The sequence below is a fragment of the Azospirillum sp. A26 genome (assembly GCF_042604635.1).
Taxonomy (GTDB): domain Bacteria; phylum Pseudomonadota; class Alphaproteobacteria; order Azospirillales; family Azospirillaceae; genus Azospirillum; species Azospirillum palustre.
In genome coordinates this window covers 2668035-2688383 of the sequence record NZ_CP170472.1, presented here as the reverse complement: position 1 = coordinate 2688383, position 20349 = coordinate 2668035, and the positions used below count along the sequence as shown (strand labels likewise).

18 protein-coding genes and 2 tRNA genes are annotated in these 20349 nt (G+C 67.9%); 7 read left to right on the top strand and 13 right to left on the bottom strand.

Features of this window, described 5'->3' with window-relative positions; all coding sequences use genetic code 11:
• Nucleotides 1-444: 444 nt before the first annotated feature.
• The 7 genes from rpsT to ABNQ39_RS13480 form a co-directional block, all read right to left on the bottom strand.
• Complete coding sequence (gene rpsT, locus ABNQ39_RS13510) at nt 445-705, bottom strand: 30S ribosomal protein S20 (RefSeq protein WP_149201672.1); 261 nt, start codon at nt 703-705, stop codon at nt 445-447.
• A gap of 195 nt (nt 706-900) precedes the next feature.
• The gene (locus ABNQ39_RS13505) at nt 901-1677 is read right to left on the bottom strand and encodes an enoyl-CoA hydratase (protein WP_376958055.1); all 777 of its coding nucleotides are present in this window, start codon (nt 1675-1677) and stop codon (nt 901-903) included.
• A 108-nt stretch (nt 1678-1785) separates the two neighbouring features.
• Nucleotides 1786-2238 (bottom strand): hypothetical protein, encoded by a 453-nt coding sequence (locus ABNQ39_RS13500; protein WP_376958054.1) that lies wholly within the window; start codon nt 2236-2238, stop codon nt 1786-1788.
• A 12-nt stretch (nt 2239-2250) separates the two neighbouring features.
• Nucleotides 2251-3093 (bottom strand): bifunctional DNA-formamidopyrimidine glycosylase/DNA-(apurinic or apyrimidinic site) lyase, encoded by an 843-nt coding sequence (gene mutM, locus ABNQ39_RS13495; protein ID WP_376958053.1) that lies wholly within the window; start codon nt 3091-3093, stop codon nt 2251-2253.
• 228 nt (nt 3094-3321) lie between these two features.
• Nucleotides 3322-4272 (bottom strand): prolyl aminopeptidase, encoded by a 951-nt coding sequence (gene pip, locus ABNQ39_RS13490; protein WP_376958052.1) that lies wholly within the window; start codon nt 4270-4272, stop codon nt 3322-3324.
• A gap of 144 nt (nt 4273-4416) precedes the next feature.
• Nucleotides 4417-4493: transfer RNA gene (locus tag ABNQ39_RS13485), tRNA-Arg, on the bottom strand.
• 199 nt (nt 4494-4692) lie between these two features.
• Nucleotides 4693-4769, bottom strand: a tRNA-Arg gene (locus tag ABNQ39_RS13480).
• A gap of 232 nt (nt 4770-5001) precedes the next feature.
• Here ABNQ39_RS13480 and gpt point away from each other — a divergent pair.
• On the top strand, nt 5002-5496 hold the full coding sequence (gene gpt / locus ABNQ39_RS13475) for a xanthine phosphoribosyltransferase (protein ID WP_012975236.1): 495 nt from the start codon (nt 5002-5004) through the stop codon (nt 5494-5496).
• A 169-nt stretch (nt 5497-5665) separates the two neighbouring features.
• A complete protein-coding gene (locus ABNQ39_RS13470; RefSeq protein WP_376958051.1) occupies nt 5666-7318 on the top strand; it encodes a hypothetical protein in 1653 nt (550 codons plus the stop codon).
• An 18-nt stretch (nt 7319-7336) separates the two neighbouring features.
• Here the strand turns inward: ABNQ39_RS13470 and ABNQ39_RS13465 are convergent, their stop codons facing one another.
• The 4 genes from ABNQ39_RS13465 to ABNQ39_RS13450 all read right to left on the bottom strand — a co-directional run bounded on the left by ABNQ39_RS13465 (nt 7337) and on the right by ABNQ39_RS13450 (nt 12595).
• Nucleotides 7337-8164: an ABC transporter permease gene (locus ABNQ39_RS13465; RefSeq protein WP_376958050.1), complete on the bottom strand. Its 828-nt coding sequence runs from the start codon at nt 8162-8164 to the stop codon at nt 7337-7339.
• A complete protein-coding gene (locus ABNQ39_RS13460) occupies nt 8161-9111 on the bottom strand; it encodes an ABC transporter permease (RefSeq protein WP_376958049.1) in 951 nt (316 codons plus the stop codon). The genes ABNQ39_RS13465 and ABNQ39_RS13460 overlap by 4 nt, the downstream gene beginning before the upstream one ends.
• A 42-nt stretch (nt 9112-9153) precedes the next feature.
• Nucleotides 9154-10659 (bottom strand): ABC transporter substrate-binding protein, encoded by a 1506-nt coding sequence (locus ABNQ39_RS13455; protein ID WP_376958048.1) that lies wholly within the window; start codon nt 10657-10659, stop codon nt 9154-9156.
• Nucleotides 10660-10771: 112 nt separating this feature from the next.
• Nucleotides 10772-12595, bottom strand: a complete 1824-nt coding sequence (locus tag ABNQ39_RS13450; RefSeq protein WP_376958047.1) for an extracellular solute-binding protein — start codon at nt 12593-12595, stop codon at nt 10772-10774.
• Nucleotides 12596-12759: 164 nt separating this feature from the next.
• Between ABNQ39_RS13450 and ppa the strand changes: the two genes are divergently transcribed.
• Both ppa and ABNQ39_RS13440 read left to right on the top strand, forming a co-directional pair.
• Nucleotides 12760-13317: an inorganic diphosphatase gene (gene ppa / locus ABNQ39_RS13445; RefSeq protein WP_012975242.1), complete on the top strand. Its 558-nt coding sequence runs from the start codon at nt 12760-12762 to the stop codon at nt 13315-13317.
• Between the two features lie 96 nt (nt 13318-13413).
• Nucleotides 13414-13617 (top strand): DUF2283 domain-containing protein, encoded by a 204-nt coding sequence (locus tag ABNQ39_RS13440; protein WP_376958046.1) that lies wholly within the window; start codon nt 13414-13416, stop codon nt 13615-13617.
• On the opposite strand, the gene ABNQ39_RS13435 is transcribed toward ABNQ39_RS13440, so the two are convergent.
• Entirely contained in the window at nt 13561-14619 is a 1059-nt protein-coding gene (locus tag ABNQ39_RS13435) for an NAD(P)H-binding protein (RefSeq protein ID WP_376958045.1), read from the bottom strand. The genes ABNQ39_RS13440 and ABNQ39_RS13435 overlap by 57 nt on opposite strands.
• A 101-nt stretch (nt 14620-14720) precedes the next feature.
• On the opposite strand from ABNQ39_RS13435, the gene ABNQ39_RS13430 reads away from it, so the two are divergent.
• Nucleotides 14721-15656 (top strand): LysR family transcriptional regulator, encoded by a 936-nt coding sequence (locus ABNQ39_RS13430; protein ID WP_376958044.1) that lies wholly within the window; start codon nt 14721-14723, stop codon nt 15654-15656.
• A 2-nt stretch (nt 15657-15658) separates the two neighbouring features.
• On the opposite strand, the gene ABNQ39_RS13425 is transcribed toward ABNQ39_RS13430, so the two are convergent.
• Nucleotides 15659-16609, bottom strand: a complete 951-nt coding sequence (locus ABNQ39_RS13425; protein ID WP_376958043.1) for an L-lactate dehydrogenase — start codon at nt 16607-16609, stop codon at nt 15659-15661.
• A gap of 186 nt (nt 16610-16795) precedes the next feature.
• Here ABNQ39_RS13425 and ABNQ39_RS13420 point away from each other — a divergent pair, with 186 nt between their 5' ends.
• Together ABNQ39_RS13420 and ABNQ39_RS13415 are read left to right on the top strand one after the other, a co-directional pair.
• Complete coding sequence (locus tag ABNQ39_RS13420) at nt 16796-17266, top strand: DoxX family protein (protein ID WP_376958042.1); 471 nt, start codon at nt 16796-16798, stop codon at nt 17264-17266.
• Nucleotides 17267-17433: 167 nt separating this feature from the next.
• Nucleotides 17434-20145, top strand: a complete 2712-nt coding sequence (locus ABNQ39_RS13415; RefSeq protein WP_376958041.1) for a bifunctional acetate--CoA ligase family protein/GNAT family N-acetyltransferase — start codon at nt 17434-17436, stop codon at nt 20143-20145.
• The last annotated feature ends 204 nt before the right edge of the window (nt 20146-20349 follow it).

The following is a 20349-nucleotide window of genomic DNA, read 5'->3' as shown; positions in this document are numbered from 1 at the left end:
AAGGAAAAACCGAACGGAACACTATATCCAAAAGGCACACGCAAGAGTCGACGGGATTGAAAATCCCGCCCCAGGCGCGACAGCTTGTAAGTAAAAGAAGATCGTGCGAACGACCGGGACTCAACAAGCCCTGATCCGGCGTAAGACCTTCAGTATTTCTCTGCTGTGTTCAGACGGACACAGAGTGTTGCATCACCCTATTTCGCCCGACCGAATGGACCAAAAGTCTAACCATGCTGCGGAAATCTGGCAATGGGACAGATGGCGAACGGGCCAAAAAGATAAAAACGTTCGCATTGCCCGCATGACCGATCCCGAATCTCATACACGACTCTCAGAACAATCTAAGACAATTGTCGAGCATCCGCATATTTACTTTAAACGCAAAAAGCCGCGCCCCGAGTCACGGGCGCGGCTTTTTGAAAGCAGCGGATGCTGGCTCTATCAGAGAGACTTGATAGCAGCCGACAGACGCGACAGCTTGCGCGACACGGTGTTCTTGTGCAGCACGCCCTTCGACACGCCGCGCATCAGCTCCGGCTGAGCGGACTTGAACGCCTCGGCGGCGGCGGACTTGTCGCCGCTCTGGATCGCGCCCTCGACCTTCTTCACGAAGGAACGGATGCGGCTGATGCGGGCACGGTTGACTTCCGTGCGACGCTCGGTCTGACGAATGCGCTTTTCAGCGGACTTATGATTGGCCATGGAAACCCTACTCCGAACGACACGGCTGTCGTGATGCGAGCGCGCCTTATACGCGGCAGCGCACCGCGAGTCAAGGCGTGGACGCCCGATGATTTTGACTAATCGTACTTGAACGACATCTTGATGGGATCTGGACCGTCCCCCGCAAGATGCAGGGGACGGCTCCAGCGGCAGAGTCGAAGCTGGCGCGACGACTCAGCGATGCTTCCAGCCGGCCTGGCGCTTCTCGGCGAATGCGGCCATGCCTTCCTTCTGGTCTTCGGTGGCGAAGGTCGAGTGGAACAGGCGGCGTTCGAAGCGGATGCCCTCGGCGAGCGTCGACTCATAGGCGACGTTGACCGCCTCCTTCGCCATGGCGATGACCGGCTGCGACAGCGAGGCGATCTTGGTGGCGACCTTCACCGCCTCCTCGACCAGCTCGGCGGCCGGGACGATGCGGGAGACGAGGCCGCAGCGCTCGGCCTCGGCGGCATCGATCATGCGGCCGGTCAGGACCATCTCCATCGCCTTGGACTTGCCGACGAAGCGGGTCAGGCGCTGGGTGCCGCCGGCACCGGGAATGGTGCCGATGGTGACCTCGGGCTGGCCGAACTTGGCGGTGTCGGCAGCCAGGATGAAGTCGGCCATCATCGCCAGCTCGCAGCCGCCGCCGAGCGCGAAGCCGGCGACCGCGGCAATGGTCGGCTTGCGGCACTTGGCCAGCCGCTCCCACTTCGCCGTGATGAAGTTGGAGTTGTAGACATCCATATAGGAGAAGCCGGCCATCTCCTTGATGTCGGCGCCGGCGGCGAACGCCCGCTCCGACCCGGTGACGACGATGGCGCCGATGGCGCTGTCGGCCTCGAAGGCGTCCAGCGCCTGGCCCAGCTCGGTCACCAGCTGGTCGCAGAGTGCGTTCAGCGCCTTCGGACGGTTCAGCGTGATCAGGCCGACCGGGCCGCGCGTCTCGACGAGGATGGTTTCATAAGACATGGCTGCAGCACTCTCCCGATGGGGCGAGCCCGGTTGCTTCCGGGACTCGTGGTTGTTGAGGGTCGTTCGATGGCTAGGTTGCCGCGAGTATGGCGGGTGTTCCCGCGATCAGCGCGGCGTCAAAGTGAAGCGGACGGCGGTGCCGGCGGCGGTCCCGGCGGCGGCTTTCGCCTTTTGGGCGGCCTGCGGGAACTCCAGCCGCAGTTCCTCGCCCTCGCGGACGAAGACGCGGTCGGCGGTCCGGCGCCAGCCCAGCTGCGGCAGGGTCTGGTCGTAGAAGGCCAGCACCGCCTGTCGCGGCACGTCGCCCGACAGCACGGCCTGGACGATCCGTCCGCCCGGCTTGTCGAAGACCAGCGGTTCCGATTCGGCGGACGCCAGCCCCGGCATCACCGGCACATCGGTGGTGCCGGGGACGAAAGGCCCGGACTCGGCTGCGGCAAGCTGGGCTGCCAGTGCCGAAGGAATGGGAATGAGGAAGCTCCCCAGGCCCGCAACTGCGGGGCCGGCAAGGAGGAAAGCGGCGGACGCCGCCCGGAGCATGGCCGGTAGAGCCGTCATGCCCCAGCTATATCACCGTTGGCGCGCCGCACAAAAGAAAGTCGAGCGGCCCGACTGTACAATCCGCTGAACGCCCCCCGTCCGTGCCCGGTCGCAGTCGCACTCGGGGCAGCCCTCCCCCTCCCGGTCGTAGACGGCGAACTGGTGCTGGAAATAGCCCAGCTCCCCCGATGCCTGCCGGTAATCGCGCAGCGAGGAGCCGCCGGCGGCGATGGCGCGCTCCAGCACCTCGCGCACCGCGACGGCGAGGCGGTCGACCTCCCCGGCGGTCAGGCTGGCGGCGGTCCGGGTCGGCAGGATGCCGGATCGGTAGAGCGCCTCCGACACATAGATGTTGCCCAAGCCGGCGACGATGCTCTGGTCGAGCAGGGCGGCCTTGATCGGCGTGATCTTGCCGGCCAGACGGCGGGCGAGGTCAGGGCCGGAGAATTCGTTGCCGAGCGGCTCCGGCCCCAGGTTGCGCAGCAACGGGTGGTCGCCCAGCGCGTCGGCCAGCGTCAGGTCCATCAGCCCGAAACGGCGGGCGTCGTTGAAGGTGACGATGGTGCCGGCATCGGTCTCGAACACCACATGATCGTGCTTGTCGAAGACGTCGGGCCGTTCCGGCGCGATGATCATGCGGCCGGACATGCCGAGATGGGCGATCAGCACGCCGCCGTCATCCAGATGCATCAGGATGTATTTGGCGCGCCGCCGCACCGACGTGACCACGCGCCCGGTCAGCCTTTCGCAGAAGCGCGGCGGAAAGGGGGTGCGCAGGTTCGGCCGCCGCTGCTCCACACGGACCAGCCGCCGGCCTTCGAGATGCGGGGCGAGACCCCGGCACACCGTCTCGACTTCGGGAAGTTCAGGCATCGGCAGAGTGTGGGGTGGGAGGGGGATCGGCGCAAGGGCGGTTGCTTGGAGAGTGCGGGAGCGGCGGGCAAGATCTCCACGGATTTCACGGATGTGGCGTCCCGAAGCCGCTGCTCCGGGAAATTTGCGGGCGCCGCCAAGCTCAAGAAAAATCCGTGTAATCCGTGTCTAAATCCGTGACATCCGTGTTCATCTTGCTCCCGCCTCAGCGACTCCCCGAAGCTCCCGTCACCGATATTCCTTGAAGCGCTCCGTCGCCTGGATCAGCGCGGCGCGGATGCCGGGCTCCATGGCGGAATGGCCGGCGTCGGGGACGATGCGGTAGTCGGCTTCCGGCCAGGCGCGGTGCAGCGCGTCGGCGGAGATCACCGGGCAGACGATGTCGTAGCGGCCCTGCACGATCACCGCCGGCAGATGGCGGATGCGGTCGACGTCGCGCAGGAGCTTGTCCTCCGGCGTGAAGCGGTTGGAGCGGAAGTAATGCGCCTCGATCCGCGCCAGCCCCAGGGCGTGGCGGTCCTCGCCGCTCGCCGCGATCAGGTCGGGCGACGGCAGCAGCGAGGAACAGCTTCCCTCATAGATGCTCCACACCCGTGCCGCGGCCATGCGCACCGTCGGGTCGGACGAATCGAGCCGCTTCCAGAAGGCCTCCAGCAGGTCGCCGCGCTCGTCCTCCGGGATATGGCCGGCGAAGGCGGCCCAGGCCTCGGGGAAGAGGATGCGCATGGAATAGAGGAACCAGTCGATCTCGCTCTTCCGCATCAGGAAGATGCCGCGCAGGATCAGGCCCAGGCAGCGGTCCGGATGGGTCTGGGCATAGGAAAGCGCCAGCGTCGAGCCCCAGGAGCCGCCGAACAGGTGCCAGCGCTCGATGCCGAGATGGCGGCGCAGGGTCTCGATGTCCTCGACCAGCCGTTCGGTGGTGTTCTCGCGCGTTTCGCCCAGCGGCGTGGAGCGGCCGGCACCGCGCTGGTCCATCACGACGATGCGGTAATGGGCGGGATCGAAGAAGCGGCGGTGGGTGGGCGAGGCGCCGGCCCCCGGACCGCCATGCAGGAACATCACCGGCACGCCGCGCGGGTTGCCCGCCTGCTCCCAATAGACCGTGTGGATCCCGTCGACGGCAATCGTGCCGGTCTGGAACGGGTCGATGGGCGGATAGAAGTCGCTGCGGGGCATGGCCATGCATCCAGTGGTGCGGGCCCCGAGTGTAGAGGAGCCACCGGGGCTTGCGCCAGCGCGACGAGGCTCATCAGCGGAACCCCAAACGACAAAGGCCGCCCGGAGGCGGCCTTGCATGTCGAACACTGTGCTTTTGAAGAATGGCGCGCCCGAAGAGATTCGAACTCCTGACCCTCAGATTCGTAGTCTGATGCTCTATCCAGCTGAGCTACGGGCGCCTTATCCACAGAACTTATCTGCCAAGCATCTCGCCGTCGAAGTATCCCCCGGCGTCGAGGCGCGCAACCTACTCAAATCCGTCATCGAAGGCAAGCGATTTTCGCGAAGAAAAACACCGGCGCCGAGCGGCGGATTTCGACGATGTCCCAGACGACAAAGGCCACCCAGGAGGTGGCCCCTTGTGTCGAACGGGAAGGATGGCGCGCCCGAAGAGATTCGAACTCCTGACCCTCAGATTCGTAGTCTGATGCTCTATCCAGCTGAGCTACGGGCGCTTTATCCATCGTCTGTCCCGGCGTCGGCGGCAGGCCGTCGGCGTCGAGGCGCGCAACATACTCAGAAGCCCCCTGCCCCGCAAGCGCTTTTTTCACGAATTTTCGCCCCGCCCGGAAGCTCCCTGCGACGCCCCCTGCGACCGTGGGTCCCGAACAGCCGAATCGCCCCGGATTGCCGGGCGGCGGCGGCTGGGTTATACAGTCCACTTGCTGTTTTTGGAGAGTCAGTACCGTGGCCGAAGCCCCCTTCAACAAGCATTTCCCGGTGTCCTGGGAAGAGCTCCACCGCAATGCCAAGGCGCTGGCCTGGCGCCTGATCGACCGCGGCCCGTGGAAGGGCATCATCGCGATCACGCGCGGCGGCATGGTTCCCGCGGCGATCATCGCGCGCGAGCTTGAGATCCGCATGATCGACACCGTCTGCGTCTCCAGCTACGACCACCAGCAGCAGCGCAACGCGACGATCCTGAAGGGCGTCGAAGGCGCCAAGGCCGGCGACGGCGAGGGCTGGCTGATCATCGACGATCTGGTAGACACCGGCAAGACGGCGGAGATCGTGCGCAAGATGCTGCCGAAGGCGCATTTCGCCACCGTCTACGCCAAGCCGGCCGGCCGCCCGCTGGTCGACACCTTCATCACCGAAGTCAGCCAGGACACCTGGATCCACTTCCCCTGGGACATCGAGCTGCAATTCTCGCAGCCGATCGCCAAGCAGCGGAACGGCTGACCGGCGCCCGACCGGCCCGAACCGGGGCGCGCCCTTTCCGTCCGGCCCCATCCGGCCGGGGAGGGCCCGCCCGGTTCATTACATAAAAATTTACGGTTTGCGTCCTAAATGACGCGCGGTGGAGCGCCTGCGCCCGCCGACGCCTTCAACATCGCGTGGCGGCCCGCGCATGAGCGACGAATTGACCGGCGATCTGCGCCCGGATGAGCTGCACCAGGAAGAGCTGCGCCAGAAGATCGACGCCCTGGTGACGCGGCTGCCGGCCAGCCTCGTCTACAGCCTGCTGAGCGAGATCGAAGGCATGGACAGCGAGCCGACCGACCGGGTCCAGCTCGTCCGCCAATATGTCATCGAGTATCTGAACCGCCAGCGCACCAACCGCGCCCGCCGCCTGTTCACCAACCTGTTCGAAGCCTTCCTGATCGACGACGACGTGCTGTACCATTCCGGCGTCTCGATCCCCGGCATGCTGCAACGGGTCGATGTCGGCGCCCTGTGGGAAGCGCTGAGCCGCGACGCCTTCCCCCTGCTGGCGGTCGAGGCGCAGGAAACGCTGGACGAGATGGCGCGCGGCGACGTGATCGACCGCATCCTGCGCTCCCCCGTCGCCATGGTGATGAAGGAGCGGATGCGCGTCGCGTCGGTGAAGCATCTCGACGCCGTGCTGGCGAACAAGAAGGCGGCGGACGAGCTGCTGGCCGGCATGTCGCGCAACCGGCCGCGCCGCACCCGCCTGATGTCGGGCTTCCTGGAAAAGACGCCGCACATAGACCTCGCCACGCTGCGGCTGATGCATCTGATCCTGACAGGAGCCGAGGGGCCGGTGAAGCCGGTCGCCGACCGGCTGGAGGATTTCCCCGCCAGCTGCAGCGGCGAGATGGAGGCGAACCGGCTGGCCGACCTGCTGCTGGACGCCACCGAATCGCTGCGCGACCGCTGCGGCGACGATCTGGCGGCCATGCTGCCGCTGTCGGTGCTGTCGGTGAAGCGCAACTATCCGGTGGCGGCGCTCTATATCCGGCAGAGCGGCGTCGATCCCGGCCGCGGCGACGCCATGACCGCGGCGCTGACCGGCCATTTCATCGGCGTCACCCGCGCGCTGACCGCGGCGCTGAGCGTCGTCCTGAAGCTGAACGAGCGGGTTCCCGGCTCCGCCATCCGGCCCAGCGCCAAGGAGAAGGCGCGGCTGGAGGCGCTGGTGCAGCGGCTGGACCAGCTGGTCCACGCGGCGATCTCGGCCGGGCTGATGGAGGACCGGCGCAGCGAGCCGGCCTTCCGCAACGCCTGGACCCAGGCGGCGAAGATCATCGGCAGCCGCGTCGCCGCGGTGGCGATGGAACGCTCCGCCCAGGCCGCCGCCGCCCGGCGCCAGCCGGTGATCGACCATGCCGACATCGTCTGGCTCGACCGGCTGCTGTGGCGCTGGCAGGCGATGTCGCGCGACTTCGGCTTCGAGACCTACGATCTGGTGAAGTGGCGCGAGACCCTGCTGGAGGAGCTGCGCGCCAACGTCGAGAAGGCGATGAAGTTCGAAGAGAGCGATCCGCTCGACGAGCGGATGGAGCATCTCCTGCGCATCAACGCCATCGCCGGCGTGTTCGGCCAGCGGGTCAGCGCCTGGATTCCCACCTTCAGCCACAACATGACCCGCCTGCTGTCGCACCGTCTGGAGCGCGGCGGCGAGCTTGGCGACGACGAGCAGGCGATCATCGACGACCTCGTCGCCACGGCACGCACCGAGGTGGGCAAATCGCGCTATTGGAAGAGCAACGAGCTGATGGACCTGATCGAACTGTCGGAGCGGACGCGGCAGGTAGGGTGAGCGGCCAGCCCCTCCCCTTCACATCACCCCCGACGACCGGTGCCGCGGGTCGAGCCAGTCGCGCAAGCCATCGCCCAGCATGGTCAGCCCCATGACGCTCAGCGCAATCGCCACACCCGGAAAGACCGCCTGCAAGGGGGCGGTGAACAGGTAGGTCTGGGCGTCGCCCAGCATCTTGCCCCAGCTGGGGCTGGGCGGCTGGATGCCGAGGCCGAGATAGCTCAGCGCCGCCTCGTTGACGATGGCGACGGCGAACAGGATTGTGGCCTGGACCACGACGATGCCGGCGATGTTGGGCAGCACATGCACCAGCGTCACCGACAGCGGCCCCCGCCCCAGCGCCAGCGCCGCCCCGACGAAGGGACGCCGCCACACCGCCAGCGCGGCGCCGCGGGTGACGCGGGCCAGCACCGCGGCGTTGAACAGGGCCAGCGCCACGACGACGTTGACCGCCCCGGCACCCAGGGCGGCGGTCAGCAGGATCGCCGTCAGCACGGCGGGAAAGGCGAAGACCAGATCGCCCAGCCGCGCCACCGCCTCGTCCCCCCAGCGTCCCAGCGCGGCGGCCAGCAGCCCCAGCGGCACCCCGCCCAGCAGCCCCAGCCCGACCGCCGCCGCGCCAACGGCCAGCGAGTTGCGGGCGCCGACCATGATCATCGACAGCACGTCGCGCCCAAAATGGTCGGTGCCGAGCCAGTGGGCGGCGGTGGGCGGCTTCAGCCGGGCGATCACCCGCACCTGCTCCGCCGGGTAAGGCGTCCACAGCAGCGACAGCAGGGCGATGGCGACCAGCAGCAGGGTCAGCCCGGCACCGAGATGGAGGGAGAGCGGAAGGCGGCGCTTCACGACGCTCCTCCTTTCGGCCGCGGATCGGCCAGCGCGCAGGCGATGTCGACCAGGGCGTTCACCAGCACGACGAACAGCGCCAGCAGCACGACCACCCCCTGCACCACGATCAGGTCGCGCTGGCCGATGGCCTGATAGAGCAGCCGGCCCAGCCCCGGCAGGGTGAAGACATTCTCCACCACCACCGCGCCGGCCACTAGGAAGGAGATCTGCAATCCAAGCACCGTCGCCACCGGGATCAGGGCGTTGGGCAGGGCATGGCGCAGCAGGACGGCCATGCGGCCCACCCCCTTGGCGCGGGCGGTGCGGATATGGTCCTCGCCCAGCGTGTCGAGCACGGCGGTGCGGGTGACGCGGGCGAGGATGGCGGCCTCCGGCACCGCCAGCGCCAATGCCGGCAGCAACAGCGCCTGCAACGCCGGGCCGATGCCGGCGCTCCAGCCGGGAAAGCCGCCGGCCGGAAACCAGTGCAGGGTCAGCGAGAACAGCAGGATCAGCAGGATGGCGATCCAGAAGCTGGGCATCGATACGCCGAGTTGCGCGAAGCCCAGCACCGCCCAGTCACTTCCCCTGCCCCGCCGCGCCGCCGCCAGCAGCCCGAGCGGCAGGGCCAGCATTGTGCTGAGGACGAGCGACAGCAGGGACAGCGGCAGGGTCACCGCCAGCCGCTCCGCCACCAGATCGGCCACTGGGCGGGCATAGGTCAGGCTGACGCCAAGGTCGCCGCGCGCCAGCCCGCCGACCCAGTGCAGGTAGCGGGTAAGGATGGGCCGGTCGAGCCCCATCTGGCTGCGCAGCGCGGCCAGCGTGTCGGGCTGGGCATCGATGCCCAGCATCAGCAGCGCCGGGTCACCGGGAACCAGTTGCAGCACCGTGAAGACCACGATGCTGGCCAGCCAGACGGTGACGATCAGGCTGACCAGCCGTCGCAGCAGGAACGCAAGCACGCGGGGGCTATCCTTACTTGGCCAACTCGATTTGCCTCGCCGTCACTTCCAGGAAACGCCGGTGACGTCGTTGGCCTGGACCGGGCGGTTCACCCACATGCCGGTGAGGTTCGCCTTCTGCACCGTCACCGACGGCAGCATGAAGAGGAAGCCGTTGACCGCATCCTCCGCCAGAACCTTCTGCTGCTCGCCGTAGAGGGCGTTGCGCTTCGCCGGGTCCTGGGTGCGGTTCAACTCGTCGTTCAGGGCGTTGAAGCGCTCGCTCTTGTAATTGAAGTAGTAGTCGGGCCGGGCGTAGATGTCGATGTCCAGCGGCTCGGTGTGGGCGATCATGGTCAGGTCGTAATCCTTGCCCTTGAACGTCTTTTCCAGCCAGGCCGCCCACTCCACCGGCTCGATCTTCGCCCGGATGCCGACCTCGGCCAGCATGGCGGCGACCAGTTCGCCGCCGCGGCGCGCATAGGGCGGCGGCGGCAGGCGCAGCGTGGTGTCGAAGCCGTTGGGATATCCCGCTTCGGCCAGCAGCGCCTTCGCCTTGGCCGGGTCGTAGGGATACATCCCGGTCAGGTCGACATAACCCTCGCGGTGCGGCGGGAAATGGCTGCCGATGGCGACGCCGTTGCCGTAGAGCACGCCCTCGATCAGCATCTGGCGGTCGATGGCGTGGGCCATGGCGCGGCGGACGCGGACATCGTCGAAGGGCTTGCGGGCGTTGTTGGTCGACAGCAGCGTCTCGCCCTCCGTCGAGCCGACCATCACCGTGAAGGTCGGGTCGTTGCGGAATTCCGACAGCGCCTCGTAGGTGCTGAACAGGGTGAAGGCGTCGATGTCGCCGGCCTTCAGCGCCGCCACCTGGGCGGCCGGATCGCTGATGAAGCGGAAGGTGACGCGGTCGATCTTCGGCTTCGCCCCGTCATAGTCGGGGTTGCGCACCAGCACGACGCGGTCGCCTGCAACCCAGCGGTCGAACTTGAAGGGGCCGGTGCCGATGGGCTTCTGCTTGTTGGTCGCCGCCGATTCCGGGGCGACGATGGCGGCGTCGCCGCTCGCCATGTGGAACAGGAACAGCCCGTCGGGGCGCGACAGGGTGACGACCGCCGTCTGCGGGTCCGGCGTCTCCACCTTGGCGATGGGGGCGAAATAGGCCTTCTGCGCGTTCACCGACTCGGCGGCGCGGGCGCGGTCGAGCGTGAACTTCACGTCGGCGGAATCGGCGGTCGTGCCGTCGTGGAACTTGGCGTTGGGGCGCAGGGTGAAGCGGTAGGTCAGCCCGTCTTCCGACACGCTCCAGCGCTCCGCCAGTCCGGGCACAAGCCTGCCGTCGGCATCGACGCGCAGCAGCGGTTCGAACAGGTTGGCGTAGGTGACTTCCTTGATCGCCCCGGCCGCACCGGCGCTGGGGTCCAGATGCGGCGGCTCCAGCGCCATGCCGACGACGAGGTCGGTGCGCGGCTGGGCCAGCGCCGCCTGCGATGCGGCGGCCAACGCCAGCGCGGCGGTGGCAATGGCGGCGGCAGCAAGGGTGAAGCGCGGCTTGGCGGTCGGCATGGTTGGCAAACTCCCCCGTCTCGTCGTTACCGACGGTCTCTTTGCCGCGATGATGCGGTGCGGCGAGGGAGAGCGCAAGGGAAGCCGCCGGTGGTTTTCATTGTCCCGTCAGCTATTCCACCCACCAGCTTTCCAGCATCGGACCATAGAGCGGGGTGACGGCGGGACGGTGCAGGGTCGCCCAGCGGGCGATGCGGTCGACCGGGCTGTGATAGAGCGGGACCATATAGTGTCCCCACAGCAGGACGCGGTCGAGCGCCCGCACCCGGCCGACCAGAGCGTCGCGCGTGGTGGCGGCGGCGATGGAGCGGGCCAGCGCATCGACCACCGGATCGCGGATGCCGGCAAGGTTGCGGCTACCCTCCTGTCCGGCCGCATCGGATCCGTAATAATAGAGCTGCTCGTTGCCCGGCGACAGGCTGGACGCCCACCAGCGCATGGTCATGTCGAACTCGAAACGCTCCAGCCGGGCCTGGAACTGGGCGCTGTCCACCGTGCGGACGCGGGCCGAGATCCCCAGCGGCTCCAGCGAGCGGGCGAACTCCAGCGCTACCCGCTCCTCCGACGGGTCAGACAGCAGGATTTCGAAGGCGAAACGGTTTCCGGCATCGTCGGTCAGCCGGCCGTCGCGCACCCGCCAGCCGGCCTGCTCCAGCAGCCGCAGCGCGTCGCGCCGGTTGGCGCGCAGACCGGCCGGCCCGTTGCCACTACCATTGCCGTTGCTGCTACCGTTGCCGGTTTCCGGCAGGGTGAAGGGCTTGGTGAAGAGATCGGGCGGCAGGCGGTCGCGGAAGGGCGCCAGCGCCTGCAACTCCTCGCCCTGCGGCAGTCCCCGGGCGGCAAGCTCGGAGTTGGGATAGTAGCTGGCGGTGCGGGTCAGCAGACCGTGGAACAGGCTGCGGCCGATCCAGTCGAAATCCGGCGCCATCCCCAGCGCCTGGCGGACCCGGACATCGGCGAACAGGGGGCGGCGGGTGTTGAAGATCAGGCCGCGGGCCGGTTCGGGGCGATGGTTGGGCAGTTCCTCCCGGACGATGCGGCCGTCCCGCAAGGCGGGACCGTCGTAGCCGGTGGCCCATTTGGCCGGATCGCTTTCGTAACGAACGTCCCCCTGCCCCGCCTTGAAGGCTTCCAGCGCCACCGAATCGTCGCGGTAATAGTCGAACTCCAGCCGGTCGGCATTGAACTGCCCGACACGGACCGGCAGGTCGCGGCCCCAATAGTCGCGCACCCGCTCGTAGACGATGCGGCGGCCGGGATCGACCGAGGCGACGCGGTAGGGGCCACTGCCCAGGATCGGCTCCAGCGTCGTCCGGCTGAAATCGCGCCCCGCCCAGAAGGCCTTGGAATGGATCGGCATCAACCCCATCAGCAGCGGCATCTCGCGGTCGATGGTTCCGTCCGGGTTGGGGGCGAAGGTGAAGCGGACGGTCTGCGGGTCGGGCGCCTCGGCCGCCGTGACCTTGGCGTAGAACAGGCGGCGGTTGGGGGTGCCGTCCCGTCGCTGCGCCTCCAGCGAGAACAGCACGTCGGCGGCGGTCAGCGGCGTGCCGTCGTGCCAGCGCGCCTTCGGGTCGATGTGGAAGGTGACGGCAGAGCGGTTGTCTGCCACCTCGACCCGGTCGGCTAGCAGGCCGTAGAGCGAGAAGGGCTCATCCCACGAGCGCGTCAGCAGCGTCTCGAAGACATAGCCCATGCCCAGCGCCGGCACGCCCTTGACGATGTGCGGGTGCAGGCTGTCGAAGCTGCCGGTCACCGCCTGCCGGATGGTCCCGCCCTTGGGTGCCGCCGGGTTGACATAGGGAAGGGCGGTGAAGTCCGCCGGCAAGGCCAGATCGCCATGCATGGCGATGCCATGGTGCGGCTGGCCGGCCAGACCCGGATGGGGCGCCAGCACGGCCAGAAAGGTGAAAAGAAGGAGGATCGGACGGGCCATGACCGGCAGGGTTGCCGCTTTGCCGCACCTGCGCAAGAGCCCGCGCAAGTTCCTTGGACTCAGGGTGCGTTCCGCCTAAACTCCCGCCCCGCGTGGCGCCGGACCGGGCATCGGCGCCAAAACAAGAACGTGCCCTGAATACGCCAGTCGAAGGAACGCGATACATGGATCTGAGCAAGCTCGCCGCGGGCAAGAATGTGCCCTGGGACGTGAACGTCGTCATCGAGATTCCGATCGGCGGCCAGCCGGTGAAGTACGAGGTCGACAAGGACTCGGGCGCCGTGTTCGTCGACCGTTTCCTGCACACCGCGATGTTCTATCCCTGCAACTACGGCTTCATCCCGCACACCCTGTCGGGTGACGGCGACCCGGTGGACGTCTGCGTCGTCGGCCAGCACGGCGTCGTCCCGGGCGCGGTGCTGCGCTCGCGTCCCATCGGCGTCCTGTACATGGAGGACGAGGCCGGCGAGGACGAGAAGCTGCTGGCCGTTCCGGTCGACAAGCTGCACCCGTTCTACACCGACGTGAAGAACTACACCGACCTGCCGGCCATCGTGACCGAGCAGATCGCCCACTTCTTCGAGCACTACAAGGATCTCGAGAAGAACAAGTGGGTGAAGGTCCGCGGCTGGGGCAACGCCGAAGAGGCCGCCAAGAAGATCGAGGAAGGCCTCGCCCGCGCCCTGGAAGCCAACAAGGGCAATCCGGGTCCGGTGGTCTGAGGGTTATGTTCTACCAGCCTCTCTCCCCTTGCGGGAGAGAGGCTCTCCTCCATATGTTCGGTTGATCTACGATAACGGCCAAGTCGGCCGCCCGTCATGAAAACCAGCTACGATCCCAGCACCGACAGCCTGTACATCGAGGTCCGTCCGCTGCCATCGAAACGGACGGTCGAGATCGAACCGGACGTCATGGTCGATTACGGCGCCGATGGCGAACCGGTCGGTTGTGACATTCAGCACGCTTCAGCCAAAACCGACCTGATCGGCCGCCTGATCCTGATGCCGATGGCTGCCGAATAAGGCTGGACCGTTCTCTCGATCCGCTGCCTGCACCGCGAGATGCCCCAGCCCTTCAAGGGTCCGGCGCACTGCAAGCTCCAGCGGCGTGTGCGGTTCCTCGCCCAGGAAGGCCAGCAGGCGGCGGTTGTCCAGCCGCACCGGGCGTTGCCAGAGATAGCGCATCTCGCCGAGCTCGCGGAACAGCGGCACCGCCACGCCGGCCAGCCGCAGCAGCCACCAGGGCATCCGCCGCACCGGCAGGCCGGGCTTGCCGAGGGCATGCGCGATGGCCGCGACCATCCGGCTTCCATCGGCATCCCAATGGCCGTCCATATGGAACATCGCGTCGTCGCCCAGCTCCGCCTCGCGGTCGAGCAGGCGCATCGCCGTTTCCGCCACGTCGGGCAGATAGGCCCATTGATGGCCGATCCCCGGCCGGCCGGGCTGGTTGATGCGGGTCGGCGGCTTGCCGGGCGTCAGCAGGCCCTGGCTGAACCAGTTGTTGGCGGCCTTGGGTCCGAAGAAGTCGCCGCAGCGCAGGATCAACAGTTTAGCCCCCTGCTCCACCGCGCGGTGCAGGCGGCGCTCCATCTCCACCCGAATGACGCCCTTGCGGGTCAGCGGGGTCTGCGCCGCGGTTTCCGGGATCAGCGGGAAGACGTCGGGGCCGTAATTGTAGACGGTGCCGGGCAGCAGGATGCGGGCGCGGTTGGCGATGGCGGCAGCGATGCTGTTGTCGACCATGGGTAGAACCAACCGGTCCCAATCCTTGTAGCCGGGCGGGTTCACCGCATGGACGATCAGCGCCGCCCCCTCGGCCGCCGCTGCCACGTCGGCGGCGTTCATCGCGTCGCCGACCACCCACTCGATGCCGTCCGGCTGCGGCTGCTGGGCTGGCTTGCGGCGCAGGCCACGGACGGTCCAGCCACGCGCCGCCAGCGCCCGCGCCAGTTCGCCGCCGACCCCGCCGGTCGCCCCCAGAACCAGAGCGGTCCTACCCATGCCGGTCATTTGTCCTGCCATCGCCGCCTCCATCGCCTTTCGCTTGGTGATGGGGACAGGATGGGCCCGACGGACAGCTGAACGGAATTGTCGAACTGCGGCTAACCACTATACTGAAATCGATGAACCAGCCGCCGCCCAGTTGGGACCTTTACCGCAGTTTCCTGGCCGTGATCCGCGAGGGGTCGCTGTCCGCGGCGGCGCGTGCCCTTGGGTTGACACAACCGACGCTGGCCCGCCATGTCGCGGCGCTGGAGGAGGCTGTCGGCGGCTCGCTGTTCGTGCGCTCGCCGCGCGGACTGGACCCCACCGACGCGGCGCTGGCGCTGAAACCGCAGGCGGAGGCGCTGGACGCGGCGGCGGCCAGCCTGTGGCGCACGGCGTCAGGCTATGGCGGGAAAGGTGACGGGACGACGGGGGGCGGGGCGGAGGTGCGCGGCACGGTGCGGGTCACCGCCAGCGAGGTGGTGGGCGCCCGCATCCTGCCGGCGATCCTGGCGGACTTGCGCGACCGCCATCCAGCATTGGAGATCGAACTGGTGCTGTCGAACGCCGTCGACGATCTGCTGCAACGCGATGCCGATGTGGCGGTGCGGATGGTGGAGCCCGACCAGCAGGCGTTGCTGGTCAGGCGGATCGGCGTCGTCAGGCTCGGCATGCACGCCCGCCGCGACTATCTCGACCGCCACGGCAGTCCGCAGTGTCTGGAGGATCTCGGCCATCACAGCCTGATCGGCTTCGACCGCGAGACTCCCGACATCCGTTCCATGATGCGGCGGGCGCCGGGCCTCACCCTGCCCCGCTTCGCCCTGCGGTCCGACAGCCATCTGGCCCAACTGTCGGCCATCGAGGCCGGGTTCGGCATCGGCATCTGCCAGGTCCCGCTGGCGCGGCGGACTCCCGGTCTGGTCCGGCTGCTGGCCGACGCCTTCGACATGCCGATGGGCATGTGGGTCGCCATGCACGAGGATCTGCGCTCCACCCCCCGCTGCCGCGCCGTCTTCGACGGGCTGGCGGCGGGGCTAAAGGATCATGTGTCGGCGGATCCTGTGACGTAGCGTCAACCGGTCCAGCCCATCCGGCGTTCGACGCCGTCAGCCGCTTCCTTCAGGATTTCGGCGCTGCGGCGGAGCGCCGTCTCCTCCTCCGCCGACAGGTTGGGCAGGATGGTGTCCACCACGCCGCCGGCGCCGATGACGCGCGGCAGCGACAGCACCAGCTGCGGCACGCCGCAGACATCGTCGGTCAGCATGGCGCAGGTCGCCACCATCCGTTCGTCGGCGCCGATGGCCGAGACCAGCCGGGCCAGCCCGCCGCCGATGCCGAAGGCGGTGTGGCCTTTGCCGTTGATGATGCGGTAGGCGGCGCGGCGCACGCCCTCATCGATGGCGGCGCGGTCGTCCGCTGTCAGGCTGCGGCGGAGCTGGCTTGCCGCCTGCTCGACGGACAAGCCGGCGACGGTGGCGCTCGACCACAGCAGAACCTCCGAATCGCCATGCTCGCCAACCACATGGGCGTGGACGGAGCGCGGCGTCACCGCAAGCTGTTCGGCCAGCAGGGCGCGGAAGCGCGCGGTGTCCAGCACAGTGCCGGAGCCGATGACCCGGTTGCGCGGCAGGCCGCTGATCCGCGTGGCGATCTGCGTCATCACGTCGACCGGATTGCTGGCGACCAGCAGCACGGCGTCGGGGGCGGCCTTCAGCACCTCCGGAATGATGGCGCCGAACACCTTGGCGTTGCGTTCCAGCAGCTCCAGCCGGGTTTCGCCCGGCTTCTGGGCGACGCCGGCCGACAGCACGACCACCCCCGCCCCCTCCAGCGCGGCGTAGGGGCCGGCGCGGACGGTGACGGCATGGGTGAAGGGCACGGCATGGGCGATGTCCTGGGCCTGGGCCTGGGCCAGCGCCTCGTTCATGTCGACCAGCACGACCTCGCTGGCCGCGCCGGTGGTCACCATGGCGAAGGCGGCGGTGCTGCCGACGAACCCCGCCCCGACGATTCCGACCTTCATGCAGTCCTCCCCGAACCCGTTTCACGGTGAATTGTGCTGGATCAATGATGGAAATAAAAGAACTCAAATAATGGCGGGGTGTGTCGCGGACTGATTTCCGCCCCCCTGCCTGTCAGCCAGCATTCCCATCAGCGGTTTTCCAGCCAAACAGGCGAAATTCACTAGAATTTTAAGGATTGACCGATCATGTCCACTGGAATCGCAAACGCTAGAGGGTCCCATGCCGCCGATGGCGCATCGCCGCTCGCCGCCCTGATCGGCCCGGCGGTTCTGCCCGACCGCTTCTCGCCGACGCTGGCGATGAACGGGGTGCGCATTCTGCTGGGTCTGTTCTACACCCCGCATGTCTACCAGAAGCTGAGCGGCATCGACGCCTCCCTGGTCTTCTTCGCCAAGGCCGGGCTGGAACCGGCACCGCTGTTCCTCGGCCTCGCCATCCTCTGCGAATCCCTGGCCCTGGTGACGCTCGTCGGCGGCTTCTTCACCCGCTGGACCGCCCTGCTGTCCGCCGGCTGCATGGTGGTGGCCGCCTATGCCACCTTCGCCACCAAGGGGATCAACTGGTACTGGGCCAAGGGCGGGGTGGAGTATCTGGTGCTGTGGGGGCTGCTGTCCCTGGCGGTGGCGGCGGACGCCTGGCGCCGGACCTCGAAGTAAGGACGGCGCGACGAAACGCCTCTTGCCCAATGGTCATACCGGACCTTAGTGTTGCGGCGCAGCAAATGGCGGGGATGAAAGTCCGGTCCTGTGCTGTTCGTCATCAAAACCGTCGGTAGCCCATGGCACACTGGGGGCCGGCGTCTTTCCCCGCACCGGATCCGGTCATGACCGTTCGCAACCTCGACAAGCTGTTCAAGCCCGCCTCCATCGCCCTGATCGGCGCCAGCCGCAAGCCCGGCACGGTGGGGGCGGTGGTGGCCCGCAACCTGTTCCAGGCCGGCTTCGACGGGCCGGTGATGCCGGTCAACCCGACAGAGCGCGCGGTGGAAGGGGTGCTGACCTACAAGACGGTGGACAGCCTGCCGATCACGCCGGACCTGGGCGTCATCTGCACCCCGCCCGACACGGTGGCGGCGACCATCGACGCGCTGGGCAAGCGCGGGACCAAGGCCGCCATCGTCATGACCAAGGGCATGTCGGCGGACCAGACCCAGGCGATGCTGGACACCGCCAAGCCCTATCTGATGCGGGTACTGGGCCCGAACAGCCTGGGCGCCATGGTGCCCGGCCGCGGCATGAACGCCAGCTTCGCGCCGGTGGCGCCGCGCAAGGGCGACGTGGCGCTGGTGGCGCAAAGCTCGATGGTGCTAACCTCGGTCGCCGACTGGGCGACCTCGCGCGGGATCGGCTTCTCGCATCTGGTGTCGCTGGGCGACCGCGGCGACGTCGATTTCGGCGACCTGCTGGACTATCTGGCCTCCGACGTCACCGTGCGCGCCATCCTGCTCTATATCGAGAGCATCACCCAGGCCCGCAAATTCATGTCGGCCGCCCGCTCCGCCTCGCGCCAGAAGCCGGTGATCGTCATCAAGGCCGGCCGGTCGGACGAGGCGCAGGAGGCCGCGGCCAGCCACACAGGCGCCCTGGCGGTGTCGGACGCCGTCTATGACGCGGTGTTCCGCCGGGCCGGCGTGCTGCGGGTCAACGATCTGGCCGAGCTGTTCGACGCCGCCGGCACGCTGGGCACCGGGGTGCCGATCACCGGCGACCGGCTGGCGATCCTGACCAACGGCGGCGGCATGGGCGTGATGGCCACCGACAAGCTGATCCAGGCCGGCGGCCGGCTCGCCGCCATGGCGCCCGAGACGCAGGAGGCGCTGGCCAAGGCGCTGGGGCCGCAGCCGGGCGGGGGGCAGCCGGGCGGCGCCCCCTTCCGCAACCCGCTGCGCATCGGCGCCGACGCCACGCCCAAGCGCTATGCCGAGGCGCTGAACGCGCTGATGCAGGACACCGGCAACGACGCCGTGCTGGTCCTGCACTGCCCGTCTGCCCTGACCGACAGCGAGGCCATCGCCCAGGCGGTGGCGGAGACGGTGCAGGCCAACAAGGCGCGCCGCCACCCGGTGCTGACCAGCTGGATCGGCGACCAGTCGGCGGTGGAGGCGCGCAAGCTGTTCGCCGACGGACGCATCCCGACCTACAGCGGCCCGTCCGACGCGGTGCGCGCCTTCATGCATCTGGTGCGCTACCGCCGCAGCCAGCAGCTTCTGATGGAGACCCCGCCGTCGGTGGCTGAGGATTTCCAGCCCGATGAGATCACCGTGAAGAAGGTGATCTCCCGCGCCATGGCCGAGAAGCGCGAGTGGCTGAGCGAGTATGAGGCCAAGCGCGTGCTGGCCGCCTACGGTATCCCGGTGGTCGACACCCGCGTCGCCCAGACGCCGGAGGAGGCCGCCGCCGCCGCCCGCGTCATCGGCGGGCCGATCGCCCTGAAGATCCTGTCGCACGACATCACCCACAAGTCGGACGTCGGCGGCGTCGCTCTCGGCCTGACCAGCCCGGAGGACGTGAAGGCGGAGGCCGAAGCCATGCTGGCCCGCGTCGCCGAGCTGGCGCCGGAGGCGAAGATCGAAGGCTTCACCGTGCAGGAGATGGCCGTCCGCCCCGATGCTTACGAGCTGATCGTCGGCATGACCGAGAACGAGATGTTCGGCCCGGTCCTGCTGTTCGGCGAGGGCGGCATCGGCGTCGAGGTGGTGGAGGATTACGCGCTGGCCCTGCCGCCGCTGAACATGAAGCTGGCGGCCGAACAGATGAGCCGCACCCGCATCCACCGCCAGCTCCAGGGCTACCGCTCGCGCGCCGCGGTCGATCTGGACGCGGTGGCGCTGACGCTGAACAAGGTCAGCCAGCTGGTCGTCGATTTCCCCGAGATCGCGGAGATGGACATCAACCCGCTGCTGGCCGACGCAGAGGGCGTGACGGCGCTGGACGCCCGCATCAAGGTCGGCGTGCCGGCCCTGGCCGGGGCGGCGCGGCTGGCGATCCGCCCCTATCCGAAGTCGCTGGAAGACCGCATCACCATCAAGGACGGCCGCCAGTTCTTCGTCCGCCCGATCCTGCCGGAGGACGAGCCGCTGGTGCACCATCTGGTGGAGAACCAGACGGCGGAAGATTTGCGCCTGCGCTTCTTCGCCCCGCTGAAGCGGCTGTCGCACCAAGCGGCAGCACGGCTGACCCAGATCGACTATGACCGCGAGATGGGGCTGATCGCCGTCGGTCCCGACCCGCAGACCGGCGACACCATCATGTATGGCGTCGTGCGCATCACCGCCGACCCCGACAACCGCCGCGCCGAATATGCGGTGATGGTGCGGTCCGACATGAAGGGCCAGGGTCTGGGCTATATCATGATGAACAAGATCCTCGATTACGCCCGCTCGCGCGGCATCAAGGAGGTCTATGGCGAGGTTCTGCGCGAGAACACCAACATGCTGAACATGTGCCGCGCGCTGGGTTTCGTCCGCAAGGAGAACCTGGACGAGCCCGGCGTGGTGGAGGTCCGCATCGAACTGGGCGGCGGGCTGGCGGCGTAAGAGTTTCTATACCGGCGGTTGACTACAGGCACGGATGGGGCAATATCAGGCTTGGCGGGCAGGGGGATTCCGGCCCCCTGTCCGCCAGCCCGATGCTAGCTGAAGAGATCAAGCAAGCGCTTGACGATCTCCAACGCCAGGATCAGGAGTTGGAGGATTTCCTTCATCCTCTGTTCTCCTTGTGCGCAGCGGGGATGGCGGCCA